The organism is Mesorhizobium sp. P3_A2, assembly GCF_056403115.1.
Window position 1 is genome coordinate 68,317 of record NZ_JBFUGC010000017.1, and the last position, 23,931, is coordinate 92,247.

The window sequence follows — 23,931 nt, forward strand, 5'->3', positions numbered from 1 at the left end:
CACAAACCACTCATATTCACTATTTTCAAACGTCCTTTCTCTAGAATGGACAAGGGACATGGGAGATCATGATGCTCGAATGGGCGTCATTGCGTAGCAGACCAGACGCGCGGGAGGCCAATGGCCCCTCATCGTCCGGCGGCGTGCCTGACCCGCAACCTGCGGGGAAGACAGGCATTTCGCTCGCGCTGGGCGGCGGCTGTGCACGCGGCTGGGCGCATATCGGCGTGCTGCGCGCGCTCGACGAGGCTGGCATCGAAGTCTCGATGATTGCCGGCACCTCGATCGGCGCGCTGGTCGGCGGCTGCTACATCGCCGGCAAGCTGGATGAGCTCGAGGAATTCGCACGCAGCCTGACCAAGCGCCGCATCTTCGGCCTGCTCGATCTCAATCTGCGCGGCAGCGGCCTGTTTGGCGGCATGAAGCTGGACGCCAGGCTGCGCGAGCACATGGCCGGCATCCGTTTCGAAGACCTGACAAAGCCTTTCGTCGCCGTTGGCGCGGAAATCCGCACCGGCCATGAGATCTGGCTGTCGAGCGGCTCGCTGATCACCGCCATGCGGGCCTCCTATGCGTTGCCCGGCGTGTTCGAACCGGTGAATTGCAATGGCCGCGTGCTGGTCGACGGCGCGCTGGTCAACCCGGTGCCGGTCTCGGTCTGCCGCGCCTACGAGCAGCCGCTGGTCGTCGCGGTCAACCTTCACTACGATCTGTTCGGCCGCGCCGCCGTCATCAAGCACAGTGCCGGCGAACTGCTCATCGAGAAGGACGCGCCTCGGCCGGGCCAGGCCGACCCCGACCACCAGGCGCACCAGACGCGCCTCGGCATCACCGGCGTCATGGTCGAGGCCTTTAACATCATCCAGGACCGGATTTCGCGCGCGAGGCTGGCCGGCGATCCGCCCGACATGTCGCTGCAGCCGAAGCTCAGCCATATCGGCCTGACCGAATTCCACCGCGCCGACGAGGCCATCAGCCTCGGCTACCAGGCGACGATGGCGCAGATCGGCGAGCTGAAGCGGCTGCAGACGGTTCTGGCTTAAACCAATCCAGCAATCTCAGGCCTTGGCTGCATCGGTGATGCGGAACTGCACCGTGCGGTTGCCGTTCCAGTAATTGCCCGACAGCGAGCCTGCGACATGGATCGTCTTGCCGCGGTTCTTGAACAGGAATTCGCCGAGCGCGGTATCGACGGAGCGAAAGGCGATCGCCTGGATGCGGCCGCCGCTCTCCGACTGCAGGTCGGCGCGGATGTGGTTGGTGCCGACTGCCCGCGCGTCGGCCAGCCGGTGGCGTGGCAGCGCGAACACCGGCGCGACATGGCCGGCCCCGAACGGACCGGCCTTCTCCAGTGCATCGAGCAGGCTCAATGTCGCCCCTTCGGCGGCGAGCGCACCGTCTATGGCCAGGCTTTCCTCGTCCTGCAGGCGGAACACCTCGGCCGCCGCGCGCTCCTCGAAGAAGGCTCTGAGTTCACCGAGTTTTGCGCGCTCCACCGTGATGCCTGCCGCCATGCCATGGCCGCCGCCCTTGACGATCAGCCCGGCATCGGCAGCTTCGCGCACCAGCCGTCCGAGGTCGAAGCCCGACACCGAACGGCCCGATCCGGTGCCGATGCCATTGGCGTTGAAGGCGATAGCAAAGGCCGGCCGGCGCGCATGATCCTTCAGCCGCGATGCAATGAGCCCAACGATGCCGGGATGCCAATTGGTGCTGGCGGTGACGATGACGGCCGGGCCATTGCCGCCGGCAAGCTCGGCATCGGCCTCGGCACGCGCCGCGGCCAGCATCTCCAGCTCCATCTGCTGACGTTCCTGGTTGAGCCGGTCGAGCGTCTCGGCAATCGTGCCGGCCTCGACCGGATCGTCGGTGGCGAGCAACCGGCTGCCAAGAGCCGCATCGCCGATGCGACCGCCGGCATTGATGCGCGGCCCGATCAGATAGGCGAGATGAAAGGTGCTGATCGGCTCGCCGATGCGCGACACCCGCGCAAGTGCTGCCAGCCCCTCACTCTTCTGCTGGCGCGCCGTCTGCAGCCCCTTGACCACGAAGGCGCGGTTGACGCCGATGAGCGGGACGACGTCGCAAACCGTGGCCAGCGCAGCGAGATCAAGCAGCGACAGCAGGTCCGGCTGCGCGGCATCGGGCATACGGTTGCGCAGAATCCTCGCCGTCTGCACCAGAGCCAAGAAGACGACGCCGGCGGCGCAAAGGTGGCCTTGTCCGGAAAGATCGTCCTCGCGATTGGGATTGACGACCGCGGTCGCTTCCGGCAGCGCACCACCGACCTGATGGTGGTCGAGCACCACCACATCGGCGCCGGCCGCCTTCGCCGCGTCGATGGAAACGGCGCTGTTGGTGCCGCAATCGACGGTGACGATCAGCGTCGCGCCACGCGAGACCAGTTCGCGCATCGCCTCCGGATTGGGGCCATAGCCCTCGAAAATGCGGTCCGGAATGTAGATTTCAGACGGCACAGAGAAATGCGTCAGGAAGCGTTTGAGCAGCGCCGACGAGGCGGCGCCGTCGACGTCGTAGTCGCCGAAGATCGCCACTTTTTCCTTGGCCATGACCGCTTCGGCAATACGGGTGGCAGCCTTGTCCATGTCGGTCAGCGAGGCCGGATCCGGCAACAGGTCGCGGATCGTAGGATCGAGGAAGCGCTCGGCCTGGTCGGCGGTGACGCCGCGCCCGGCGAGCACGCGCGCGACAATGTCGGGCACGCCATGACCCTGCGCGATGGCAAGCGCCGTCATGTCCTGCCGTTCGCTCAACCGGTGTTCCCAGGAAACACCGGTCGCGGACTGCCTGACATCGAGGAAAAGGCGTTTGTCGCCCGTCATAGGAGGGGTCGTCTGCAGATTGTCATTTCCGGCAATATGCGACGGCTAAACAGGAAAGTCTCAAAACTTTTCCAGATCCTGGTGACGCGCCTTGATCTCGCGCACGGTGCGCGAAGACGAGCGCAGCACGATGGTGTGCGTGGTGATGGAATTGCTGCCGAACTTGACCCCGGCCAGCATGTTGCCGTCGGTGACGCCGGTCGCCGCAAACAGCACGTCGCCACGCGCCATGTCCTCGGCACGATAGATCCGCTTCGGATCGGCAATGCCCATTTTTGCCGCGCGCGCCACTTTTTCCGCCGTGTCGAGGATCAGCCGGCCCTGCATCTGGCCGCCGGTGCAGCGCAGCGCGGCGGCCGCCAACACGCCTTCCGGCGCGCCGCCGGTGCCGAGATAGATGTCGATGCCGGTCTCTTCCGGATCGGTGGTGTGGATGACGCCGGCGACATCGCCGTCGCCGATCAGCCGGATCGCAGCACCCGTGGCACGCACCGCTTCGATCAGCCTTTCGTGGCGGGGACGGTCGAGGATGCAGGCGGTGATTTCGGATATCGCGACGCCTTTGGCCTTGGCCAGGCTGGCGATGTTTTCGGCTGGCGAGGCATCGATGTCGATGACGCCTTCGGCATAGCCCGGACCGATAGCGATCTTGTCCATATAGACGTCGGGCGCAAACAACAGGCTGCCCTTTTCGGCAATGGCGATGACGGCGAGTGCGTTGGGCAGGTTCTTGGCGCAGATCGTCGTGCCTTCGAGCGGATCGAGCGCGATATCGACCGCCGGACCGATGCCGCTGCCGACTTCTTCGCCGATATAGAGCATCGGCGCCTCGTCGCGCTCGCCCTCGCCGATCACCACCGTGCCCTTGATGGCCAGGCGATTGAGTTCCTGCCGCATGGCGTCGACCGCGGCCTGGTCGGCGGCCTTTTCATCGCCGCGCCCGCGCAGTCTGGCGGCCGCGACCGCGGCGCGCTCGGTGACGCGCACGACTTCCATGGTGAGTATCCGGTCGAGACCGGCGACAATGTTCTGGGCCACATTCATCAGGAAAAATCCTCGTTCACAACGCGCCGCCGCTGGAGCCGGATGATTTCAGGTCTGTTCGACCTGAAATCTGAATCCGACTCTAAATCAAAAGAGATAGAGCATGATGTCGTCCGAAAACCGCTTCACACTTTTCGGCATTATGCTCTAGAGGCGCGCTTCTTGTGTCAAAGCTCCATGACAAGGGCAAGACTTGCGGCGTCAATTTTTCGAAATCACAGCAATATCAATCGATTAAAGGGGAAAGATGACTTGCCCCTAGCCCGCACGCTCGATGCGGATGACCTGCGGCTTGTCTGTGAGATGGCCGTCCTTGGTGATACCATCGACGGCCTTGCGCACCGCCGCTTCCGTCGTCTCGTGGGTGACCAGGATCACCGTCTTTTGCGCATCGGTTTCTGGTCCAGCCGCATGTTGGACGATCGATTCCAGCGAAATATCGTTGTCGGCCATGCGCTTGGCGATCGCGGCGAAAACGCCGATGCGGTCGTGCACGGTCAGCCGGATAAAATAGCCGCCGGCATGGCTACGCATCTGCGCCTTCTTGTAGGGGCGCAATTCCTTGGCCGGCAGGCCGAAAACCGGACCGTGCTGGAAGCCCGGCCGGCTCTTGGCAATGTCGGCGATGTCGCCGACCACCGCCGAGGCGGTGGCGTTGCCGCCAGCGCCGGGGCCGGAGAGCAGAAGTTCGCCCAGAATGTCGGTTTCGATCGCCACCGCATTGGTCACGCCGTGCACCTGCGCGATCACCGAGGCCGTCGGCACCATGGTCGGGTGCACGCGCTGCTCGATGCCGCTGTCGGTGCGCTGCGCGACGCCGAGCAGTTTGATCCGGTAGCCCAGGTCGCCGGCAGCGCGGATATCAGCCTGGCTGATGTTGGAAATGCCTTCCATGTAGATGTCGTTGGCGGCGATCCTGGTACCGAAGGCCAGGCTGGTCAGGATCGACAGTTTGTGCGCCGTGTCATGGCCCTCGATGTCGAAGGTCGGATCGGCCTCGGCATAGCCCAGCCGCTGCGCGTCCTTCAGGCACTCGTCGAAGGAAATGCCCTCGGCTTCCATGCGGGTCAGGATGTAGTTGCAGGTGCCGTTGAGGATGCCGAAGACGCGCGTGACCGAATTGCCGGCCATCGCCTCGCGCATCGTCTTGATGACTGGGATGCCGCCGGCCACCGCTGCCTCGTAGTTGAGCAGCACGCCCTTCTTCTCGGCGATTTCGGCCAACGCCACGCCATGCTTGGACAGCAGCGCCTTGTTGGCGGTCACCACATGGCGACCAGCCTCAAGTGCTGCCTTGACCGACGCGCGCGCCGCCCCTTCGTCGCCGCCGATCAGTTCGACGAAGACGTCGATCTCGGCGGTCTGCGCCATCTTGACCGGATCGTCGAACCATTTGGCGGCGGCGAGATCGACGCCGCGGTCACGCTTCGAATCGCGGGCCGAAACGGCTGACACAACGACGTCACGGCCGCACTGGCGCGTCAGTTCGGCCGCTTTGTCGCGCAGCACGCGCGCCACCGAGGCGCCGACGGTGCCAAGACCCGCAATTCCAACACGCAACGCTTCAGCCATGTCCGGCGACGCCCCTCAAACTCTGCTCAATTAAGATGTGCGGCGACCTTAGAGCAATTCCAGGAAAAGTGTGAAACGGTTTTCCGTCCGGAATTGCGTCAAAAACAATGAGTTAGAGCAGATCGCCGTTTCCGTGAAACGGTGAACTGCTCTAGCGATGCGCGGCGAGCGGCACCACATTGTTCGGCTGCTTGGCGCTGGACGCCAGGAAGCGCTTGATGTTGCGCGCCGCCTGCCGGATCCGGTGCTCGTTTTCGACCAGTGCGATGCGCACATGATCGTCGCCATGCTCGCCGAAGCCGATGCCCGGCGCCACCGCCACGTCGGCGTGCTCGATCAGGAGCTTGGAGAATTCGAGCGAGCCGAGATGCTTGAACGGCTCCGGGATCGGCGCCCAGGCAAACATCGAGGCCGCCGGTGCGGGAATGGTCCAGCCGGCGCGGCTGAAGGCGTCGACCATGACGTCGCGGCGCTTCAGATAGACCTCGCGCACTTCGGCGATGTCGGCGCCGTCGCCATTGAGCGCATATGCCGCCGCCACCTGGATCGGCGTGAAGGCGCCGTAGTCGAGATAGGACTTCACCCGCGTCAGCGCCGAAATCAGCCGCTCATTGCCGACCGCAAAGCCCATCCGCCATCCGGGCATGGAGAAGGTCTTCGACATCGAAGTGAACTCGACGCAGACATCGATGGCGCCCGGCACCTGCAGCACCGAAGGCGGCGGATTGCCGTCGAAGTAGATTTCCGAATAGGCAAGGTCCGACAGGATGATGATGTCGTTCTTCTTGGCGAAGGCGACGACGTCCTTGTAGAAATCGAGCGAGGCGACCAGCGCCGTCGGGTTCGACGGATAGTTGAGGATCAGCGCCAGCGGCTTCGGGATCGAATGGCGGACACCGCGCTCGAGCGCCGGAATGAAGCCGTCATCCGGCTCGACCTGCAGCGAACGAATGACGCCACCCGACATGATGAAGCCGAAAGCGTGGATCGGATAGGTCGGGTTGGGGCACAGGATCACGTCGCCGGGCGCGGTGATCGCCTGCGCCATATTGGCGAAGCCTTCCTTCGAGCCGAGCGTTGCCACCACCTGAGTGTCGGGATTGAGCTTCACGTCGAAGCGGCGCTGATAGTAGGCGGCCTGGGCGCGGCGCAAACCGGGAATGCCGCGCGAGGATGAATAGCGATGCGTGCGCGGATCGCGCACCACTTCGCACAATTTGTCGACGATCGCCTTCGGCGTCGGCAGGTCCGGATTGCCCATGCCAAGGTCGATAATGTCGGCGCCGCGCGAACGGGCACTGGCCTTCAGCCGGTTGACCTGCTCGAACACGTAAGGCGGAAGCCGGCGGACCTTGTGAAATTCTTCCATGTCAGTTCCAGACGATTAGAATTGGCTTTGGCAGAGTTGGTTTGGCAAAGCGGACCTTGGCAAAGGTGGGCTTTCGGCGCGCCATATAGCCCTATTTGCAGGTAGGGTCGAGGGCGGGATCGCATTTGGCCTCGATCTGTTTCAGCGTGTCCTTGCCATGGTTCTTCGCCAGCGAGTTCAGCGCCGCCGGGCTGGTGGACGGGACACCGCCGCCGCCCTTGCCCGCCTGCGCCTGCTGTTCGCCCTTCAGCAGGTCAAGCTTGGCCTGGGTCTCCTCAGGCGTGAGCTGCTTTGCCGCGACCTGCGGCGGGATGTTCAGATTGGGATAGGAGCCGGTGTCCTGCGCGCCCTGTGTCAGGCCCACATTCATCCCGTTGCCGGTGTTGGCGCTGGTGCAGCCGCCTGCTGCCAACAGCCCTGGCGCCAGAAAAGCTGTCGCAACAGCGATGCGGCAAAAGCGGCCTGCCCCCGAAAAAATGGTCTTGCCGGTGTTAATCGTCATATTGTTTTCCTGGCAGCCGGGGTACAGCGCATTGGACCCGGTCAGATGTCCCATGATAATATGTCAAGAAAACGCCTCGGGAGGAACCCCGCGAGCCATGTCCAAAACACCTGATTCGAGCAAAGCGGAAGATGATCAATCTTCGACCGTCGAGCAATATCTGGTGAAAGACCCGGAACGCTTCGCGTTGAACATGGCGCGCATGGTCGAACAGGCCGGCAAGGCGGCCTCTGCCTGGGCCGAGCCGCGTGAAAAAGGTGAGGTGCGCGATCACGTCGCCGAGCCCGTGGTCGACATGGTCAAAACCTTCTCCAAGCTCAGCGAATACTGGCTTGCCGATCCGCAACGCGCGTTGGAAGCGCAGACGCGACTGTTCGCCGGCTATATGACCGTCTGGGGAAACGCCATCCAGCGCATCAGCCCGAATGCCGAAGCGCCCGACGATGCGGTCAAGCCGGAGCGCGGCGACAAGCGCTTCCAGGACCCTGAGTGGGGCCGCAACGCGTTCTTCGATTTCCTCAAACAGGCCTATCTCGTCACCTCGCGCTGGGCGGCCGACCTCGTCGAGCATGCCGAAGGCCTCGACGACCACACCCGCCACAAGGCCAGCTTCTACGTCAAGCAGGTGTCCAACGCCATCTCGCCGTCGAACTTCATCCTGACCAATCCGGAGCTGTTTCGCGAAACCGTCGCCTCGAATGGCGAAAACCTGGTGCGCGGCATGAAAATGCTGGCCGAGGACATCGCCGCCGGCAAGGGCGACCTGAAGCTGAGACAAGCCGACTATTCGCCCTTCGAAATCGGTAAGAACGTCGCGACCTCACCCGGCAAGGTGGTCGGACGCAGCGATGTCGCCGAGATCATCCAGTACGACCCGACGACGGAAACGGTGCTCAAACGCCCGCTGCTGATCTGCCCGCCCTGGATCAACAAATACTACATCCTCGATCTCAACCCGCAGAAATCCTTCATCCGCTGGGCGATCGAGCAGGGCCACACCGTCTTCGTCATTTCCTGGATTAATCCCGATGAGCGCCACGGCGCCAAGGGCTGGGAAGCCTATATCCGCGAGGGCCTGCAATACGGCCTCGACACGATCGAGAAGGCCACCGGCGAGAAGGAGGTCAACGCCATCGGCTACTGCGTCGGCGGCACGCTTTTGGCGGCCGCACTCGCGCTGCTGGCTCAGGAAGGCGACAACCGCATCAAGTCGGCGACCTTCTTCACCACGCAGGTCGACTTCACCCATGCCGGCGACCTGAAAGTGTTCGTCGACGAGGACCAGGTCGCAGCGGTCGAAAAATCGATGAACGAAAAGGGCTATCTCGACGGCACCAAGATGGCGACCGCCTTCAACATGCTGCGCTCGGGCGACCTGATCTGGCCCTATGTCATCAACAATTACATGCGCGGCAAGGATCCCCTGCCCTTCGACCTGCTCTACTGGAACGCCGATTCCACCCGCATGGCGGCGGCCAACCATTCCTTCTACCTGCGCAACTGCTATCTCGAGAACAATCTGACGCGGGGCGTGATGGAGCTCGCCGGCCGCATCGTCTCACTGGCCGACGTCACCATCCCGGTCTACAATTTGGCGTCGAAGGAAGATCACATCGCGCCGGCGCTTTCGGTGTTCCTCGGTTCGCAATATTTCGGCGGCGACGTCGAGTATGTGCTGGCCGGCTCCGGCCACATTGCCGGTGTCGTCAACCCGCCGGCAGCGAAGAAGTACCAGTACTGGACCGGTGGCAAGCCGGTGGGCGATTTTGGCCAGTGGTTCGCCAATGCGGTAGAGCATCCCGGCTCCTGGTGGACGCACTGGCAGCACTGGATCGAGACCCAGGACGACACCCTCGTTCCGGCCCGCAAACCGGGCAAGCATATGAAAACCCTGGGTGATGCCCCCGGCACCTATGTCAAGGTGCGTGTGTAACGGACTGTAATGTCTGGTGAGTTGACGGGCCGGCAAAACGGGGCGAAATGGTGTCGTCAACCATCAAGAAGCCTCAATTCGCCTCCAACGAGCGATTAATTCAGAGGCTTGCAGAATTGACACAAGTCTCGTTTCCGGTTTGGGAACACAGGGTTATTGGACGTGAACGTTTCGACGCCGCACCAATAGCAGGCAGACCGGACACCGAGGGGGAATTTAGTTTTGAAATCAGTAGGATCGCGTCTCGCGGGGAGAGAGGGTCGCACAATAGCGGCAGCGCTTTTCTCCGTGCTTCTGGCGTCCTGCACCTCCGCCGGCGACCCGACAATGTCGGTCGGTATGCCCGGCTACAACGCCACTGCTTCTGACATCGCGGCAGCTTCCGGCACCAGCGCTGCGGCGCCAGGCGATTCGACCGTGCAGGTCACATCGACCGCGCAGATCACATCGACAGGGCCGCAGATGATGATGACGGCCGCGGGCGATGCGACGCTGCCCGAGCAGGTCGCCTATGTACCGATGACCAAGCCCGGCGCCAATTTCCCGGTCACTGTTCCCGCGGGCGCCGACACCATCGTCAGCCAGACGCCGCAGGCGCTGCAGCAGCCGGCACAGACGGCGGCCGCAACGGACGACGCGGCGCAGAAGATTGCCGCCGCCGATGCCGGCGTGACCGCACCAAAACCGACGGCCGCGGCACCCGCGACCCCCGCGACCAATGAAGTCTACGTGACGGCAGCCGCTCCCCAGCAGGTCGACGCGCCGAAGAAGGGCTTCTTCGCTTCGCTGTTCAGCACAGCACCAGCCTCGGCTGCACCTGCTCCGCTGATCAACTCCCGCTCGGGCGAACAGCCTGCGGTTGCTGCCCAACCCAAGGAAGCACCCGCCAAGCCCATTGTCACGCTGGCTTCTGCCACTTCGGCCGACAAGCCGGTTCAGTTGGCCTCGCTCGGCGACGACAGCAGCAGCCATATCACCGGCGCCGATGCGCTGCCCGGCGTGCGCCAGACGGCGCTGTTCGAGATCAAGCGCAAATCCGGCATCGACGACGAAAGCGACGTCGATCTGAACGAGGACGAAGGCTCGGGCGGCGCCTATCAGGTGGCGTCCGCCGCCGGCCTCGCCCGGCTGGCGCCCAACGGCCTGCTGAAGCAGAACGAAAGCGTCGATGTCGCCTGCCTGAAGCCGTCGCTGGTGCGCGTGCTGAAGACCATCGAAGGCCACTACGGCCGCAAGATGATGGTCACCTCCGGCTATCGCGACCCCGCCCGCAACCGCCGCGCCAACGGCGCCAAGAACTCGCTGCACATGTATTGCGCCGCCGCCGACATCCAGGTGCCGGGCGTCTCCAAATGGGAGCTGGCGAGCTACATCAGGACTATGCCCGGCCGTGGCGGCGTCGGCACCTATTGCCACACCGAATCCGTCCACGTCGACGTCGGCCCCGAGCGCGACTGGAACTGGCGCTGCCGCCGGCGGGGTTAGGCCTCGCCACACGGCAGACGGGTTGAGGAGCTGCCAGCAGCCCACCGTTCCTTCCGGCTAGCTATGAGCAACGTTGGAGATTGGCCGGAGCCCTCCGCGACTTCGTCATCCTTGGGCGCAGCGACGCGAAGCGGAGCGCAGACCCAGGGATCCATGCCGGGACTCAAGCCGCAGAAACACTGCGGAGCAGAATCTGCACCGTGGCAATGCTCGAACGTCGCGGCATGGATCCTCGGGTCTACGCCGCGTCGCTACGCTCCTTGCTCCGCCCGTGGATGACGAGCGTGCGGAACGCTTCGGCCACAGACATGCGATTTCCGCGCGACCACCAAGCCCGCCTGCCTTACCGAAACCGCGGTTCTTGCCCCTTTTGAAAAAAGTTGTCGCATCTGGCGGCTGATGGGTTGCCGGTTGGCAACAACGCAATTATAAGCCGCTTCGTCTGAGCGCGCCCATCGTCTAGCGGTTAGGACACCGCCCTTTCACGGCGGTAACAGGGGTTCGATTCCCCTTGGGCGTACCAGATCTTTCAATGACTTGACTATGATCTGATGTCTGCGGACCCGAAATGCATCTCCGCGTCGGTGAGTCTCCGCACCAAGGTAGGCTTCGCGAAGCAGCGCAGGTGTGGCCTTAAGTCGCAAACTGTTGGCTTCAAAAGCAGGGGCGTCGGGCTTCATTGACGGTGCGACCAGCACCATATGGTGATCCAAAGCCCTCCAAAACGAGAGAAGCTCGCCCGACAGGCCGCACTGCGGCTGTCAGCCAGCAATGGTTATGAACTAAGGAACCTGAAAACCATCATGCCTGAAAATACCAGACTACCTTCGAGAGACATTCCCCTCATTCAGCTCGGCCTCCATCAGTGCCGCTTCCCGGTGAGCGAAGATCCGTCAGTACCTGGCGGCTACCGCTTTTGTGCCGGGCCAACTTCGCCGGATCGAGTCTACTGCGATCGCCACCATAACATTGTGACCGCCGTGGACCCTCGTCGAGCCCGTTCGGGTCTTCATATCCCCCAACGGCGCGCCGCTTAGACTACGAGGCCCACAAGCAACACGCCGGCACCGGCGCGCGTCAGATCCCGGTAGCTTGTCCAATGGACAACCGCAGGACATCGCTGGGGGTGGAAACGTGCTGTTAACGTCGTTCGCGGGAGATGGTATGTCGGCGTCTGTTTGCAAGTGTAAGTTCCATTCGCTCTCAGCCGTGGAGGTCGGGAATGAACTTGCTGCGAATAGCGCTTTTATGCGCGGCCATGATCGGCCTGGCAGACGTGGTGTCCGTTCGCGCCGAAGATCAGCCTGTTTCGCCGAACGCCGCAGCGGTACCAGAGCAGCCGCCGGTTCATTGCGAGGGGCAAAATTGCTTGCCGCCAGCCGAGGACCACGTCGAGGAGTGCAAGGGGCAAGATTGCACGCCGGTGCCCTCGACCGACCAGGCGCCTGCTCCTGAGGTCGAACAAGTCAACTAAGCAGCATCGGCCGGTATCCTCCCAGCGAAACCGGCGACGATAATGAGGTCCAGTATTTCGCCAAGAAGGTCGGGATCACGCATCAGCTAGATAGTGCCAGTCCGTATGATCCATTCCAGCAAGTTGGAATCTACGTCATCGCTATCCGTATAGTCTCGGATCAACAGGGCAGCCTCATCACGCCATCGGTCCTCTGGGATGTTCTTTTCGATGACGCATTTTACGAAGGCGCCGCGCAAGACATTGCAGTCGGAAGCCGATATCCTTGGCTGGGTCATGATGCCCACCTCTAATTCCCGGGGCGAAAGCGCAACGAACTCCAAGCACCGATGTCCATACATCGCCGGTGACCTTGGGGGATTTAATGCGCTCAGAGGTGGCTTCAACCAGGACTCACTGTACATCCTTAACCAATCGTTGCCGATCGTTCGGAGAGCGCTAATTTCCGTGGGCGGTTCCCGTGTTCCGCGGTGGCCGGCGCGGATTTCACTGTTCTCACCGGCCAATATCGCGTCGGCCATTTTCTGGCTCGATAAGCATCGCCCAAATGAACGATTCCACTAACCGGCCTGGCCCCCGGGCCGGTTAGGCCCGACGTTCAACCCGCCACCCCAAAGCACTGTCGGGCCGCTTGAACTCTCACCTTGCAGACAGGTTCATGCTTCGCTTTTTTTGTTCAAAAAGTGTGAGCTTGTCCGGATAGCCAAGCCTTATCCTCGCGTCGCATTGGTCGCAGTTGAAGCTCGATATAACCTTGAACCACGAGCCCTTTTTCAGCATTACATGGGAACAGTTGGGGCACTCAAATTCCAGGTACTCGTCCTTCAACTCATTCGAAATTGGCATCAAGCCACCTCCCCAATACAACGACGCGAATGACACTGCCGAACGTAGCGCCTGAGCAAACGTTCCGCGTTCCGACGTCAGGCCCATTGCACATGGGACCTAGGTCCGATTACGTTGTCTCGGGCGCGATCGGCGATTTTTTGATCGACTTGATGACCCTTGCATTCGTCACCGAAGTCTTTGGCAATCACCTCGCAGACGCGGCTCGCAAACTCGCTCGGCGAAGGCTCTCAAAAGTCAGGCTGCTGACTAAGACCTGACGGGCGGGCTTAATATCTCATTGTCTGGTTCGGCTCCGTAGCTGTCTCTTATGTAAGCGAGATGGAACATTCGCTGTCAGCCGCTGTTCTTTGCCAGGAGGAACGGTCATGGCCGACGACATTAGGAACCACGGCGTCAGCCAGCAGGACGGCAGAGGCGAAAGCGCTTCGATCCTGGTGATGACACCAGAGCAGTCGCGGGCGGCACGGGCGCTATTGAACTGGTCTCAGGTGCGGCTCGCTTCAAAGAGCGGTTTGAGCGAAGGGACAATACGCGACTTTGAAAACGGGCGGAGGATTCCGCGTCCCACGAAGCTCGCCGCCCTACTTCAGGCGTTTGAGGTGGCTGGTGTAGTATTCACCGCTGCGGGGCCGTCACGAACTAACTTCTCTGAAGGCGAGTCGGGTGTGATCGGCTCCAATGAGATGTAGCGCTACTAAGCTGGATCCAAGAAAATCAGGCGGGTTAACGACTAGCCGCCTTCGCCAGCGCGCGTTCACCCTTGCCCAGCACCGTGTGCGACCCATGCGTGATGCCCACGATCTCGGACCCGTCGAACCAAGTCGAAACGTTCAATTTCGGAAAATGCAGCACGCGAGCCGCCCACCAGCCCTTTTCAATGTCGTGGTCGCCTAGCCCTTCGCCCATGGCGCCAATCTCCTCTCTCGGGCTTCCGCGATCACACCATAGGCTAACGCGATCCCGGCAGTTCACAATACATCTACAAGCGGTCGATTCCTTAGGGATGTAGCCGCTCCCATCAGAGGTCCGTCGCGTGGGGGCACGCGGCGGACTGCTGGTGGCCCATCCGGCTCATGTAGCGCGGCGCCTGGACCATCGTCAGATGACGGTGGTTTGTTTAGCCTTCCCTTACGCAAAGGAACGTCTCCTGCACGGTTCGGGAACGGAAGGAGCCCATTCTACAACACGTTATGTCGGCGTATGATCCCTTGCCAGCCGGCACCCTCACGCCGGTTAGGCCCGGTGGTCAAAACCCTCAAGCCCCCCGCCCTTGACCGCTGGGCCGCTACTAGCCCCACCAGCGAGCGTTTCCGCGGGCCGCCATCCCTACCGCCGGCGAAGAGCCTCGCGGATCCTGGCGCCCGCCTGTGGCTCGACGCCGGCGCTGCGCAGCCAGTCCGCCCAACCAGTCGGGCGCTCGTCGTGGATGAGTGAAGCGTCGAGCGGGTCGGCGGGCGTGCGCAGCGTGCTGGCCACGTCTTTCGTCGCGATAGGCGACAGAAAATCCCTGGCGCTCAGCAGGCTTTCGCAGCCCTCCGGCGGCGCATCGGCGTAGAGGCTGGAGTAAAGCGCGGCATTCCAGTCCGTGATGCATCCATCATCCGAATGGCAACGCCGTCTTTACCGGCGGATGTCAGGATCCAGCCGTCATTGTGCCTTCATCGATGACGGCGGATTGTGGCAGGTGCCACGGGCGGGATCGGCAGGATGCTGGCTTGGGAGACATCGCATACGGACCGGTGGCCGTCGCAGGCCGGCGGATGGAATGCTCTGCAAGCCGGCTTTGCCTTCCTCGCTCTGATGGTCGTCTTCATGCAGCCGGTGGAGGCAGGCGACCGTATCTCGCATGTGCTTGACCACACCAGCATGGCGACGGCCTATGCCGGCGGATCGGATCTCATCACCGCTTACACCACAGGCATGGCGCGCAGCCGCCTGAACCTTGCCGGGCGCACCGGTGAGACCAATCTGGCGGTCCCGCTCGAGCCATGGTCGTTGCGTGCGGAATTCCGGGCGCGGACATGGCGCGCGGCGGATGGCAGCCTGCTGCAGGGTTTTGCAGGAAAAGGCAGTTTTCGGCTGACGGTCGGAAACTGCGTTGCCCGCATCTGTACCGCCAGCGAATGCAGCGACGCCGGCGCGCCGGTTTACAGCTGCAGCGACGGGCGCAAGCGCAAGATGTCGGTGAAAGATCTTGTGACGGCAAATTTCGATGGCGTCGCCTACCGGCGGCTGAGCGCCTTGCCATCCGAGGACTGACGCCGGCAGCCACTCACCCCTGATCGTGCGCCACTTGCGGCCAGCGCTGCAGGGCGGCATGACCGACTTCGGTCAGCGCATAGACCCCACGCTCGGCCCTGGCGAACCATCCATAGACGTTGTCCAAAAGGATGCTGGCCGCGCGTGGCGAAATCGTTTTCAGATCACGCGGCCGCTTCGGGCCATCAGTCATGGCGGCGGCGCAGGCCAGCGCATCCTGCCGGTAGGCGGTCATGATCGGCGCGCGCGAACCGCCGCCGACCACCGGATCGCCGCGCCGGCGCCGGTGTTCCTCCATCAGCCGCGAGCGCCGCTTCGGGTCGCGGCGCGGTGGCAGAGCGGCCGGGCTGAGCAGCAATTCGACCTCGCCCTTGCTGCTGACAGCTAGAAGCCCGAAGCCGAGCCGCCGACAGAGCGCGCGAAAACGACGGTCATGCTCGCGGCCCTTGCCGCGCGCCGACATTCGTGCCGCCAACCATACCTCGTCGCAAGCGGCGGCGCGATCGACGCCTTGCAGGACAAGTTCCAGGTTGAACTGCAGTTTCAGTTCGCAAATGACCAGCACCGGCGGCTCGCCGTCACGCACCGCCACGATATCGCAATTGCCGATTTCGCCCTTGACCGTGAATTCCAGGCTCTCAAGAAACCGCTTCACCGGGACGTAGAGAGACGTTTCCTGCATGGCGCAGGCATAGCCGATTCGGGCCGGACCGGCACCGGGATCGCCGAGGGACCTGGCCGCGCGCTAAACCACCTCAAACCCCACCGTCTGCAAAAGCCCGCCGCCCGGCAGGTTTTCCAGCGTGATGGTTCCGCCATAGCGTTCGACGATTTCCTTGGCGATGGCCAAGCCCAGACCGGCGCCGAGGATGGATTGCCAGCGGGCGGGGTTGACGCGGAAGAATGGCTCGAACGCTTTGTTTAGCAATTCCGGCGGGATGCCGGGGCCATGGTCGGCGATTGCCAGGACGGCGCGGCCGTCGGCAGCGGTGAGCGAAACGCTGCAACCCTTGCCGTGTGTGGCGGCGTTGACGATCAGATTGCGCAAGGCACGGCGCAGGCCCAGCGCCCCTGCCCGCACCGAAACCTTGTCCAGACGGTCGGTCGACACCTGATGCCCCAGCGATCGCATCTCGGCGGCGATGTCGCGCACCAGCCTTTCCAGGTCGACCGGTTCGACCGCGTCCTGGTTGACCTCCTCGCGCACCAGCCGGATCGCGCTATCGGCGATGCGGTCGAGCTCGTCGAGGTCGTGCAGCCATTTATCGCGGTCGTCGTCGAGGAATTCGGCGCGCAGCCGCATGCGCGTCATCGGCGTTCTTAGATCATGGCCGGCGGCGGCGACCAGCCGCATGCGGCTTTCCATCGCCGTCTTCAGCCGGGCGGAGAGCTGGTTCAGCGCATGCGCAGTCGCCTTGACCTCGGCCGAGCCCACTTCCGGCACCGATGCCAGCACGCCGTCCGAGCCGATCTTGGAGACAGCGGCCTCCAGCATTTCCAGCGGCCGGATCAACACGGAAGTGAAATAGACGGACACCGCCGTGGCGCCGGCCACGATCAGCGAGATCCAGCCGGCCAGAACCAGCCATTCGCGCCTTGGTGCCTTGACATGAGGCACCTCCATGATCGCCCAGCGGCCGTCGGGCATTTGCACCGATGCAATTTGTCCGGGTTCGTCCGCCTTGTCGCTGACGATGGCCCGGAGGTCGAAGCCTCGGCGGCGCAGTATGTCGTTGAGCATCGCCGTTTCGGCACGGGCGACCTTGCCGCCGGCGGGATGATCGGTGAGCTGCACGTTCAGCACATCAGGGACAGGGCCGGGCTGCAGCCGCACCACGAGTTCCATCTGCTGCGCAATCCAGGGCACGGTCAGTTCCGGCGGCGGCCCGCCGCCGCGCACGCTGATCACGGCGGCGGTGGCCAGGCCGACCACGCCGACGATCGAAGCAACCAGCAACAGAATGAGCCGCCGGCGCAGCGAGTTCATATCTCGGCCTCCACGGCCTCGACGCGCGCGGTCAACTGGTAGCCGCCATTGCGCACTGTCTTGAACAAGGGCCCCTCGCCGGTTTCGCCGAACTTGCGGCGCAGCCGGCTCATCAAAACGTCGACCGAGCGATCAAGCGGTTCGCGCTCGCGCCCTTGTGTGAGATCGAGCAACTGGTCGCGCGACAACAGCCGGCCGGGGCGGTCGAGAAACACCTGCAACAAGTCGAATTCGGCGCCGGTGAGATCGACAAGGGCACCTTCAGCGTCGGTCACTTTGCGGATGTCGGGCTCCAGCGTGTAGCTGGCGAAGCGGTAGATGCGCGCGCGTGGTGCGGCAAACTCCTCCGGCGCCGCCCGCCGCAGCACGGCGCGGATGCGGGCGGAGAGTTCGCGCGGGTTGAACGGCTTGCCGATATAGTCGTCGGCGCCGAGTTCCAGGCCGATGATGCGGTCGACATCCTCTTTCAGCGCCGTCAGCAGGATAATCGGGATATGCGGTTTGCGGTCGCGCAAGCCCCGGCAGATATCCAGCCCCGAGCCGTCGGGCAGCATGACGTCGAGCACGATCAGGTCGAACTGGCCGGTGCCGAGCTTCTGCTCGCATTCGCGCCGATCCGCCGCCATCGACACGCGAAACCCCTGGCCGTCGAGATAGCGCCCGAGCAGCGTCCTGATCTCGCGGTCATCGTCGACGACTAGGATATGGGGTTGCGATTGCATTGCCTGCGACATGCCCTTTGCCGGTTACCGCGCCGATTATAGGCAAGCCGCCGGCGCACAGCAGATAAAATTGCAACCGAATGTTGCCAGCTATCCGGCAGAAACATTCCGAAACAAATCTCCCTTTGCTGGAAACCTTCGGCAACAGACAGAAGCAAAGCGGAAAAAGAGGCCCCCTATCCTGCCGCCATCCGATGCATGTGGGAAAGGATTACGTCATGCAAAGCAGACTTCTGGTGCTCGGCCTGTTCTCCGCGGTCGCCATTCATCCAGCCCTTGCGCAGCAGCCCGATCTTGTCGCGCCGCCCGGCGAGCCACCGCAAATCTTGGCGTTGCAGGACGACCCGGACCAGAGTCCCCCAGATCAAGGTCCCTGGCCGCACCGGCCGGCATGGCACGGACCGGAGGGCTTCGATCCGCATCGCATGGGTCCGCCGCCGCAATTCAGGCTCGCAGCTCGGCTTGCCGCGCTTGAAACCCGCATCGGTGTGCGCAGCGAACAGCTCGATGCCTGGCGCGACTATACCAGCGCGCTGCAGGCGGTGCTGGCGCCGCCCGGCCCCGACCATGGCCCCGGTGGTTCCGGCAATCGTGGTCCTGGAGCGGCAGATGGCTCCGGCGGCAAAGCCGACCAAGGTCCCCGCGATCCCTTCGCCTTCCAGGAAAAGCTGGCCGACGATGTTATTGAGCGCGCGGTCGCAGCCACCAGATTGAAGGACGCCATTTCAGCCCTTCGCACCAAACTGACGCCCGAACAGCTTGAAATCCTTGCCTCGGCGGAGCCTCACGGCCCACCCCCCGGTCCCTGGGGCCATCCGCCGGAAGCAGCCGGTCCAGGAGGTCTGCCTGGCCATGACAGACACGCTCCCAATGCCCTACCCCGGACTGACGAGCAACTCTGACCGGCTGCGCCGGCCGGCCCGCTGACACCCGGTCTCGGGCCGGCCGGTTCTCTCTCCGAAAATGGTCGCCAGTTCCGGCCGCCATCAAGCAACGAAAGCACGACAATGTGGGAAGCCCTGATGATGCTGCGGCTGATCGCAGCCTTTGGCCCAGTTGGCGGCTCGCTCGGCTCGACCGGCCATGGCGCGCGAGCCGTGCAGCCGGGCCTGCCGGCGGATACGCTCAAGGGCGCGATCCGGCTAAGCTTCGCCGCCTGGCGCCTGTCGCTGCCGTTTTCGACGCCGTCGAGCGCCACCCTTGATGACAAGAAAATTGCGTAAGGGCCGCCCATTGCCGATCAAGGGCCAAGCGCTTGGTGAAACGCTGTCTAGTGGCCTCTTGATGGCACTGGGCATCGCGGCCAAGACTTTTATTCTGCTTGTCGAATACGTCCTGGCCGCCGAGAAGGAGCGCAAGATGAGCCGCTTTGAGGCACTGCTCGACGCAGCGCAAGCGGGCGCGGCAGATTGCCATGACCTTCCGATTGCCATGACCTTCGACCGCAACTCCAGCGAAAGATGACCGACGCCATGCCACTCCCGTCCAGCCAGTTCTTTTTGCCGTCGCGTAGGTCCGCATCCTGGACTGCCGTGCTAGGCGCCACGCTCTTTCTCGCAGCCTGCTCGCAGGAAGGAGCCCAGGCACCGGCAGGCATGGGCGCTGCCGGCCGGCCCGAGGTCGGTGTCGTCACGCTGCATCCGCAGTCGGTGGCCATCACGGCCGAACTGTCGGGACGCACCAGCGCTTCGCTGACAGCCGATGTGCGCCCGCAGGTGAACGGCATCATTCAAGCCCGGCTTTTCCAGGAGGGCAGCGAGGTCGTGGTCGGCCAGCCGCTCTACCTCATCAACCCCGCGAGCTACCAGGCAGCCCTGGATAGCGCGAAAGCTTCGCAGCAGAAGGCTGAATCAGCAGTGCCGACCGCACAGGCCAAGTTCGACCGCTATGCCGGGCTGCTGCAGCAGAAGGTGGTCTCGCAGCAGGATTATGACGATGCCGCCGCGACGCTGGCGCAGGCGCAGGCGGATGTGGCGTCGGCCAAAGCAAGTGTCGAAACCGCGCGCATCAATCTCGACTACACCAAAATCACCGCGCCGATCGCCGGCCGCATCGACAAATCGTCGCTGACGCCGGGAGCCTTGGTCACCGCCAACCAGGACACCGTGCTCACCACCATCCGCGCGCTCGATCCGATCAATGTCGATGTCACGCAGTCGAGCACCAATCTGCTTAATTTGCGCCAGGCGATCAATGAAGGCCGGCTGAAGTTCAGCGGCCCCAATGTCTCGGTCAAGCTGAAGCTCGACAACGGCACCGTCTATACGCCGACCGGCAAGATGGAATTCGCCAGCGCCAATGTCGACCAGTCCACCGGCACTTTTGCGCTGCGGGCTCAGTTCCCCAACCCGGATCGCCTGCTTTTGCCCGGCATGTATGTGCGCGCGCTGGTCGAGGAAGGTGTCGCCCAGAACAGCTTCCTGGTGCCGCAGCGCGCCGTCAGCCGCAATACCAAGGGTGAAGCGACAGCCATGGTCATCAACGCCGCTGGCAAGGTCGAGCAGCGCGTGCTCGCCGTGCGCAACAGCGTCGGCAACAGCTGGCTGGTGGATTCGGGCGTCGGCGACGGCGACCGCGTCATCGTCGAGGGCTTGCAACTGGTGCGCCCTGGCGGCGATGCGACCGGCGTCGAGGTGACGATCGACGAGGCGACCGGCGAGGTCAAGGACCGCGCGCAGACTTCCTCGGCCGTACCTGCGACCTCCGAGGTGGCCGCCAACGCCCCGAAGACCAGGAACTGATCCGATGTCCGCATTCTTCATCAACCGGCCGATCTTCGCCTGGGTGATCGCCATCGTGATCATGCTGGGCGGCCTGCTCGCCCTCACCACGCTGCCGATCTCGCAATACCCGCAGATCGCGCCGACCACGGTCAACATCAGCGCCACCTATCCCGGCGCTGACGCCCAGACGGTGGAAAACTCGGTGACCAAGGTCATCGAGCAAGGCATGACCGGCATCGACAATCTCGACTACATGACGGCGACGTCGACCTCGACGGGTGCAGCCTCGATCACGCTGACCTTCACCACCGCGGCCGATCCCGATACCGCGCAGGTGCAGACCCAGAACAAGCTGCAGCTGGTGCAGTCGCAGCTGCCGCAGGTGGTGCAGAGCAACGGCATCACCGTCTCCAAATCCTCGACCGGCTTCCTGATGGTCATCGGCTTCGTCTCCAGCGACGGCAAGATGAACTCGACCGATCTCGCCGACTATGTCGACTCCACCATCAACGACACGCTTAAGCGTGTCGCGGGTGTCGGCTCGACGCAGCTTTTCGGGTCCGGCTACGCCATGCGCATCTGGCTCGACCCCGACCAGCTCGCCAAATATGCCCTGATGCCGAGCGACGTGGCCGCCGCGATCGAGGCACAGAACACGCAGGTGTCGGCCGGCCAGCTCGGCGGCCTGCCGCAACGCAAGGGCCAGCAGCTCAATGCCACGGTGACCGCCAAGAGCCGGCTGCAGACCGCCGAGCAGTTCCGCAACATCATCCTGAAGAGCCAGACCGATGGCTCGCTGGTCCGCCTCAACGATGTCGCCACCGTCGCGCTCGGCGCCGAAAGCTATACGACGCAAGCCAATTACAACGGCAAGCCGGCAGCCGGCGTCGCCATCAATCTGGCGACCGGGGCCAACGCCATCAGCACGGCGGAAGCGGTACGTTCGACGATCAACCGGCTGAGCTCGACCTTCCCGCAAGGCGTCGAGGTCGTCTACCCCTACGACACCTCGCCCTTCGTGCGGCTGTCGATCGAGGAGGTGGTCAAGACGCTGCTCGAAGCCATCGTGCTCGTCTTCCTGGTGATGTTCGTTTTCCTGCAGAATCTGCGGGCCACCATCATCCCGACGATTGCCGTTCCGGTCGTGCTGCTCGGTACGTTCGCCGTGCTGTCTTTCTTCGGTTATTCGATCAACACACTGACCATGTTCGCCATGGTGCTGGCCATTGGCCTGCTCGTCGACGACGCCATCGTCGTGGTCGAGAATGTCGAGCGCGTCATGCAGGAGGAAGACCTGTCGCCGAAAGAGGCGACGCGCAAATCGATGAACGAGATCACCGGCGCGCTGGTCGGCATCGCCACGGTGCTGTCGGCCGTGTTCGTGCCGATGGCCTTCTTCGGCGGCTCGACCGGCATCATCTATCGGCAGTTCTCGGTGACCATCGTCTCGGCAATGGTGCTGTCGGTGCTAGTAGCACTTGTGCTGACGCCGGCGCTCTGTGCCACCATCCTGCGGCGGCCCAAGGACCATGCGACGCAGACCGGTCCGTTCGGCTGGTTCAACCGCGTCTTCGACCGCGGCACGACGGCCTATCGCGACGGCTCGCACGGCATCATCAACCGGTCCTGGCGTTTCCTCGCCGTGTTCCTGGCCATCGTCATCGCCATGGGCTGGATGTTTGCCCGGCTGCCGAGTTCCTTCCTGCCGGAAGAGGACCAGGGCATCCTGATCACCAGCGTGTCGCTGCCGGTCGGCGCCACGCAGGACCGCACGGAGCGCGTGCTGAAGCAAGTCACCGACCACTATCTCAACGATGAAAAGGACGCCGTCGCAGGGGTGTTCACCGCCTCCGGCTTCGGCTTTGGCGGCGCCGGGCAGAATGTCGGCATTGCTTTCGTACCGTTGAAGGAGTTCAGCCAGCGCAAATCACCGGCCTTGGCGGCGCAAGCGGTCGCCGGCCGCGCCATGGGCGCCTTCCGCAAGATCAGGGACGCGCAGGTCTTTGCGCTGGCTCCCCCCGCCATCCAGGGTTTTGGCAACACCAACGGCTTTGACTTCTACCTGCAGGACGTCAACGGCGCTGGCCATGACGCGCTGATCCAGACACGCAACCAGCTTCTCGGACTTGCCGCGCAGAGCAAGGTGCTCACCGCCACAAGGCCCAACGGCCAGGAGGACCAGCCGCAATTCTCGGTCGACATCGACCAGGAGAAAGCCAGCGCGCTTGGCGTCAACCTGGCCGACATCAACAACACCCTGTCGGCCGCCTGGGGCAGCGACTACGTCAACGATTTCATCGATCGCGGCCGGGTCAAGCCGGTCTATTTGCAGTCGGACCCGAACTTCCGCATGCAGCCGGAGGATCTGGACAAATGGCAGGTCCGCAATTCCGCCGGCACCATGGTGCCGTTCTCCTCCTTCGCCTCCAGCCACTGGACATTCGGCTCGCCGCGGCTCGAACGCTACAATGGCTCGGCCGCGGTCGAGATCCAGGGTTCTGCGGCCGCTGGTATCAGCTCCGGCGCCGCCATGGACGAGATCGATAAACTCGTCGCGCAACTGCCGCCCGGCTACTCCCATGAATGGACGGGGCTGTCGCACCAGGAACGGCTTTCCGGCAACCAGGCGCTGTCGCTCTACGCGATCTCGGCACTGGTCGTGTTCCTGTGCCTGGCAGCACTCTATGAGAGCTGGTCGATCCCGTTCGCGGTCATGCTGTCGGTGCCGATCGGCATTTTTGGCGCGCTCTTGGCGGCCAGCCTGTTCGGCCAGACCAATGACGTCTATTTCAAGGTCGGCCTGCTGACCACGATCGGCCTCGCCGCCAAGAACGCGATCCTCATTGTCGAGTTCGCCATCGAGCGGCAGACGGCCGGCATGGGTCTCGTCGAGGCGACGCTGGAGGCGGCGCGACAACGATTGCGGCCGATCCTGATGACGTCGCTGGCCTTCATCCTCGGCGTCACGCCGCTGGCGGTCGCCAACGGCGCCGGCTCAGGCGCGCAGAACTCCGTCGGCATCGGCGTCATGGGCGGCATGATCGCGGCGACGGTGATCGGCGTGTTCCTGGTGCCGCTGCTGTTCGTCACGGTGCGGCGCATCTTCAAGGGCAAGGTGGCTAAACAGGAAACGGGCGAGACGCCAGCAGCAGCCAACCAGCAATAAGGG

General features: G+C 63.5%; 21 protein-coding genes and 1 tRNA gene. 13 read left to right on the forward strand and 9 right to left on the reverse strand.

Features of this window, described 5'->3' with window-relative positions:
* The first annotated feature begins 71 nt into the window (after positions 1 to 71).
* Positions 72 to 1,043: a patatin family protein gene (locus AC1DXM_RS28960; protein WP_477238521.1), complete on the forward strand. Its 972-nt coding sequence runs from the start codon at positions 72 to 74 to the stop codon at positions 1,041 to 1,043.
* A 15-nt stretch (positions 1,044 to 1,058) separates the two neighbouring features.
* Here the strand turns inward: AC1DXM_RS28960 and recJ are convergent, their stop codons facing one another.
* The 5 genes from recJ to AC1DXM_RS28985 all read right to left on the reverse strand — a co-directional run bounded on the left by recJ (position 1,059) and on the right by AC1DXM_RS28985 (position 7,330).
* A complete protein-coding gene (gene recJ, locus AC1DXM_RS28965) occupies positions 1,059 to 2,843 on the reverse strand; it encodes a single-stranded-DNA-specific exonuclease RecJ (protein WP_477238523.1) in 1,785 nt (594 codons plus the stop codon).
* A gap of 60 nt (positions 2,844 to 2,903) precedes the next feature.
* A complete protein-coding gene (gene glpX, locus AC1DXM_RS28970; RefSeq protein ID WP_477238525.1) occupies positions 2,904 to 3,887 on the reverse strand; it encodes a class II fructose-bisphosphatase in 984 nt (327 codons plus the stop codon).
* Between the two features lie 258 nt (positions 3,888 to 4,145).
* Positions 4,146 to 5,459: a homoserine dehydrogenase gene (locus AC1DXM_RS28975; RefSeq protein ID WP_477238527.1), complete on the reverse strand. Its 1,314-nt coding sequence runs from the start codon at positions 5,457 to 5,459 to the stop codon at positions 4,146 to 4,148.
* A gap of 151 nt (positions 5,460 to 5,610) precedes the next feature.
* Positions 5,611 to 6,828: an LL-diaminopimelate aminotransferase gene (locus AC1DXM_RS28980; protein ID WP_477238529.1), complete on the reverse strand. Its 1,218-nt coding sequence runs from the start codon at positions 6,826 to 6,828 to the stop codon at positions 5,611 to 5,613.
* Between the two features lie 91 nt (positions 6,829 to 6,919).
* Complete coding sequence (locus AC1DXM_RS28985) at positions 6,920 to 7,330, reverse strand: hypothetical protein (RefSeq protein ID WP_477238531.1); 411 nt, start codon at positions 7,328 to 7,330, stop codon at positions 6,920 to 6,922.
* A 97-nt stretch (positions 7,331 to 7,427) separates the two neighbouring features.
* Here AC1DXM_RS28985 and phaC point away from each other — a divergent pair, with 97 nt between their 5' ends.
* The 6 genes from phaC to AC1DXM_RS29015 all read left to right on the forward strand — a co-directional run bounded on the left by phaC (position 7,428) and on the right by AC1DXM_RS29015 (position 13,760).
* Positions 7,428 to 9,263, forward strand: a complete 1,836-nt coding sequence (gene phaC, locus AC1DXM_RS28990) for a class I poly(R)-hydroxyalkanoic acid synthase (protein WP_477238533.1) — start codon at positions 7,428 to 7,430, stop codon at positions 9,261 to 9,263.
* Positions 9,264 to 9,590: 327 nt separating this feature from the next.
* Positions 9,591 to 10,748 carry a YcbK family protein gene (locus AC1DXM_RS28995; protein ID WP_477238535.1) on the forward strand — a complete coding sequence of 386 codons (1,158 nt, stop codon included), beginning with the start codon at positions 9,591 to 9,593 and terminating at the stop codon, positions 10,746 to 10,748.
* A 448-nt stretch (positions 10,749 to 11,196) separates the two neighbouring features.
* A tRNA-Glu gene (locus AC1DXM_RS29000) sits at positions 11,197 to 11,271 on the forward strand.
* Between the two features lie 178 nt (positions 11,272 to 11,449).
* On the forward strand, positions 11,450 to 11,785 hold the full coding sequence (locus AC1DXM_RS29005; protein WP_477238537.1) for a GcrA family cell cycle regulator: 336 nt from the start codon (positions 11,450 to 11,452) through the stop codon (positions 11,783 to 11,785).
* Between the two features lie 185 nt (positions 11,786 to 11,970).
* On the forward strand, positions 11,971 to 12,222 hold the full coding sequence (locus AC1DXM_RS29010; RefSeq protein WP_477238539.1) for a hypothetical protein: 252 nt from the start codon (positions 11,971 to 11,973) through the stop codon (positions 12,220 to 12,222).
* Between the two features lie 1,214 nt (positions 12,223 to 13,436).
* Positions 13,437 to 13,760, forward strand: coding sequence for a helix-turn-helix domain-containing protein (locus AC1DXM_RS29015; protein WP_477238541.1), 324 nt, complete (start codon positions 13,437 to 13,439; stop codon positions 13,758 to 13,760).
* A 34-nt stretch (positions 13,761 to 13,794) separates the two neighbouring features.
* Here the strand turns inward: AC1DXM_RS29015 and AC1DXM_RS29020 are convergent, their stop codons facing one another.
* Positions 13,795 to 13,977, reverse strand: coding sequence for a hypothetical protein (locus AC1DXM_RS29020; RefSeq protein ID WP_477238543.1), 183 nt, complete (start codon positions 13,975 to 13,977; stop codon positions 13,795 to 13,797).
* Positions 13,978 to 14,778: 801 nt separating this feature from the next.
* Here AC1DXM_RS29020 and AC1DXM_RS29025 point away from each other — a divergent pair.
* Positions 14,779 to 15,330, forward strand: coding sequence for a hypothetical protein (locus tag AC1DXM_RS29025; protein ID WP_477238545.1), 552 nt, complete (start codon positions 14,779 to 14,781; stop codon positions 15,328 to 15,330).
* A 13-nt stretch (positions 15,331 to 15,343) separates the two neighbouring features.
* Here the strand turns inward: AC1DXM_RS29025 and AC1DXM_RS29030 are convergent, their stop codons facing one another.
* The 3 genes from AC1DXM_RS29030 to AC1DXM_RS29040 all read right to left on the reverse strand — a co-directional run bounded on the left by AC1DXM_RS29030 (position 15,344) and on the right by AC1DXM_RS29040 (position 18,039).
* Positions 15,344 to 16,012 carry a DUF2161 domain-containing phosphodiesterase gene (locus AC1DXM_RS29030; RefSeq protein ID WP_477238547.1) on the reverse strand — a complete coding sequence of 223 codons (669 nt, stop codon included), beginning with the start codon at positions 16,010 to 16,012 and terminating at the stop codon, positions 15,344 to 15,346.
* Positions 16,013 to 16,075: 63 nt separating this feature from the next.
* Complete coding sequence (locus AC1DXM_RS29035) at positions 16,076 to 17,317, reverse strand: ATP-binding protein (RefSeq protein WP_477238549.1); 1,242 nt, start codon at positions 17,315 to 17,317, stop codon at positions 16,076 to 16,078.
* Positions 17,314 to 18,039 carry a response regulator gene (locus AC1DXM_RS29040; RefSeq protein ID WP_477238593.1) on the reverse strand — a complete coding sequence of 242 codons (726 nt, stop codon included), beginning with the start codon at positions 18,037 to 18,039 and terminating at the stop codon, positions 17,314 to 17,316. The genes AC1DXM_RS29035 and AC1DXM_RS29040 overlap by 4 nt, the downstream gene beginning before the upstream one ends.
* 218 nt (positions 18,040 to 18,257) lie before the next feature.
* On the opposite strand from AC1DXM_RS29040, the gene AC1DXM_RS29045 reads away from it, so the two are divergent.
* The 5 genes from AC1DXM_RS29045 to AC1DXM_RS29065 all read left to right on the forward strand — a co-directional run bounded on the left by AC1DXM_RS29045 (position 18,258) and on the right by AC1DXM_RS29065 (position 23,928).
* Positions 18,258 to 18,941, forward strand: a complete 684-nt coding sequence (locus tag AC1DXM_RS29045; RefSeq protein WP_477238551.1) for a hypothetical protein — start codon at positions 18,258 to 18,260, stop codon at positions 18,939 to 18,941.
* A 105-nt stretch (positions 18,942 to 19,046) separates the two neighbouring features.
* Entirely contained in the window at positions 19,047 to 19,262 is a 216-nt protein-coding gene (locus tag AC1DXM_RS29050; protein ID WP_477238553.1) for a hypothetical protein, read from the forward strand.
* A gap of 10 nt (positions 19,263 to 19,272) precedes the next feature.
* Positions 19,273 to 19,503 carry a hypothetical protein gene (locus AC1DXM_RS29055; protein ID WP_477238555.1) on the forward strand — a complete coding sequence of 77 codons (231 nt, stop codon included), beginning with the start codon at positions 19,273 to 19,275 and terminating at the stop codon, positions 19,501 to 19,503.
* A gap of 8 nt (positions 19,504 to 19,511) precedes the next feature.
* Entirely contained in the window at positions 19,512 to 20,780 is a 1,269-nt protein-coding gene (locus AC1DXM_RS29060; protein ID WP_477238557.1) for an efflux RND transporter periplasmic adaptor subunit, read from the forward strand.
* A 4-nt stretch (positions 20,781 to 20,784) separates the two neighbouring features.
* Entirely contained in the window at positions 20,785 to 23,928 is a 3,144-nt protein-coding gene (locus AC1DXM_RS29065) for an efflux RND transporter permease subunit (protein ID WP_477238559.1), read from the forward strand.
* The last annotated feature ends 3 nt before the right edge of the window (positions 23,929 to 23,931 follow it).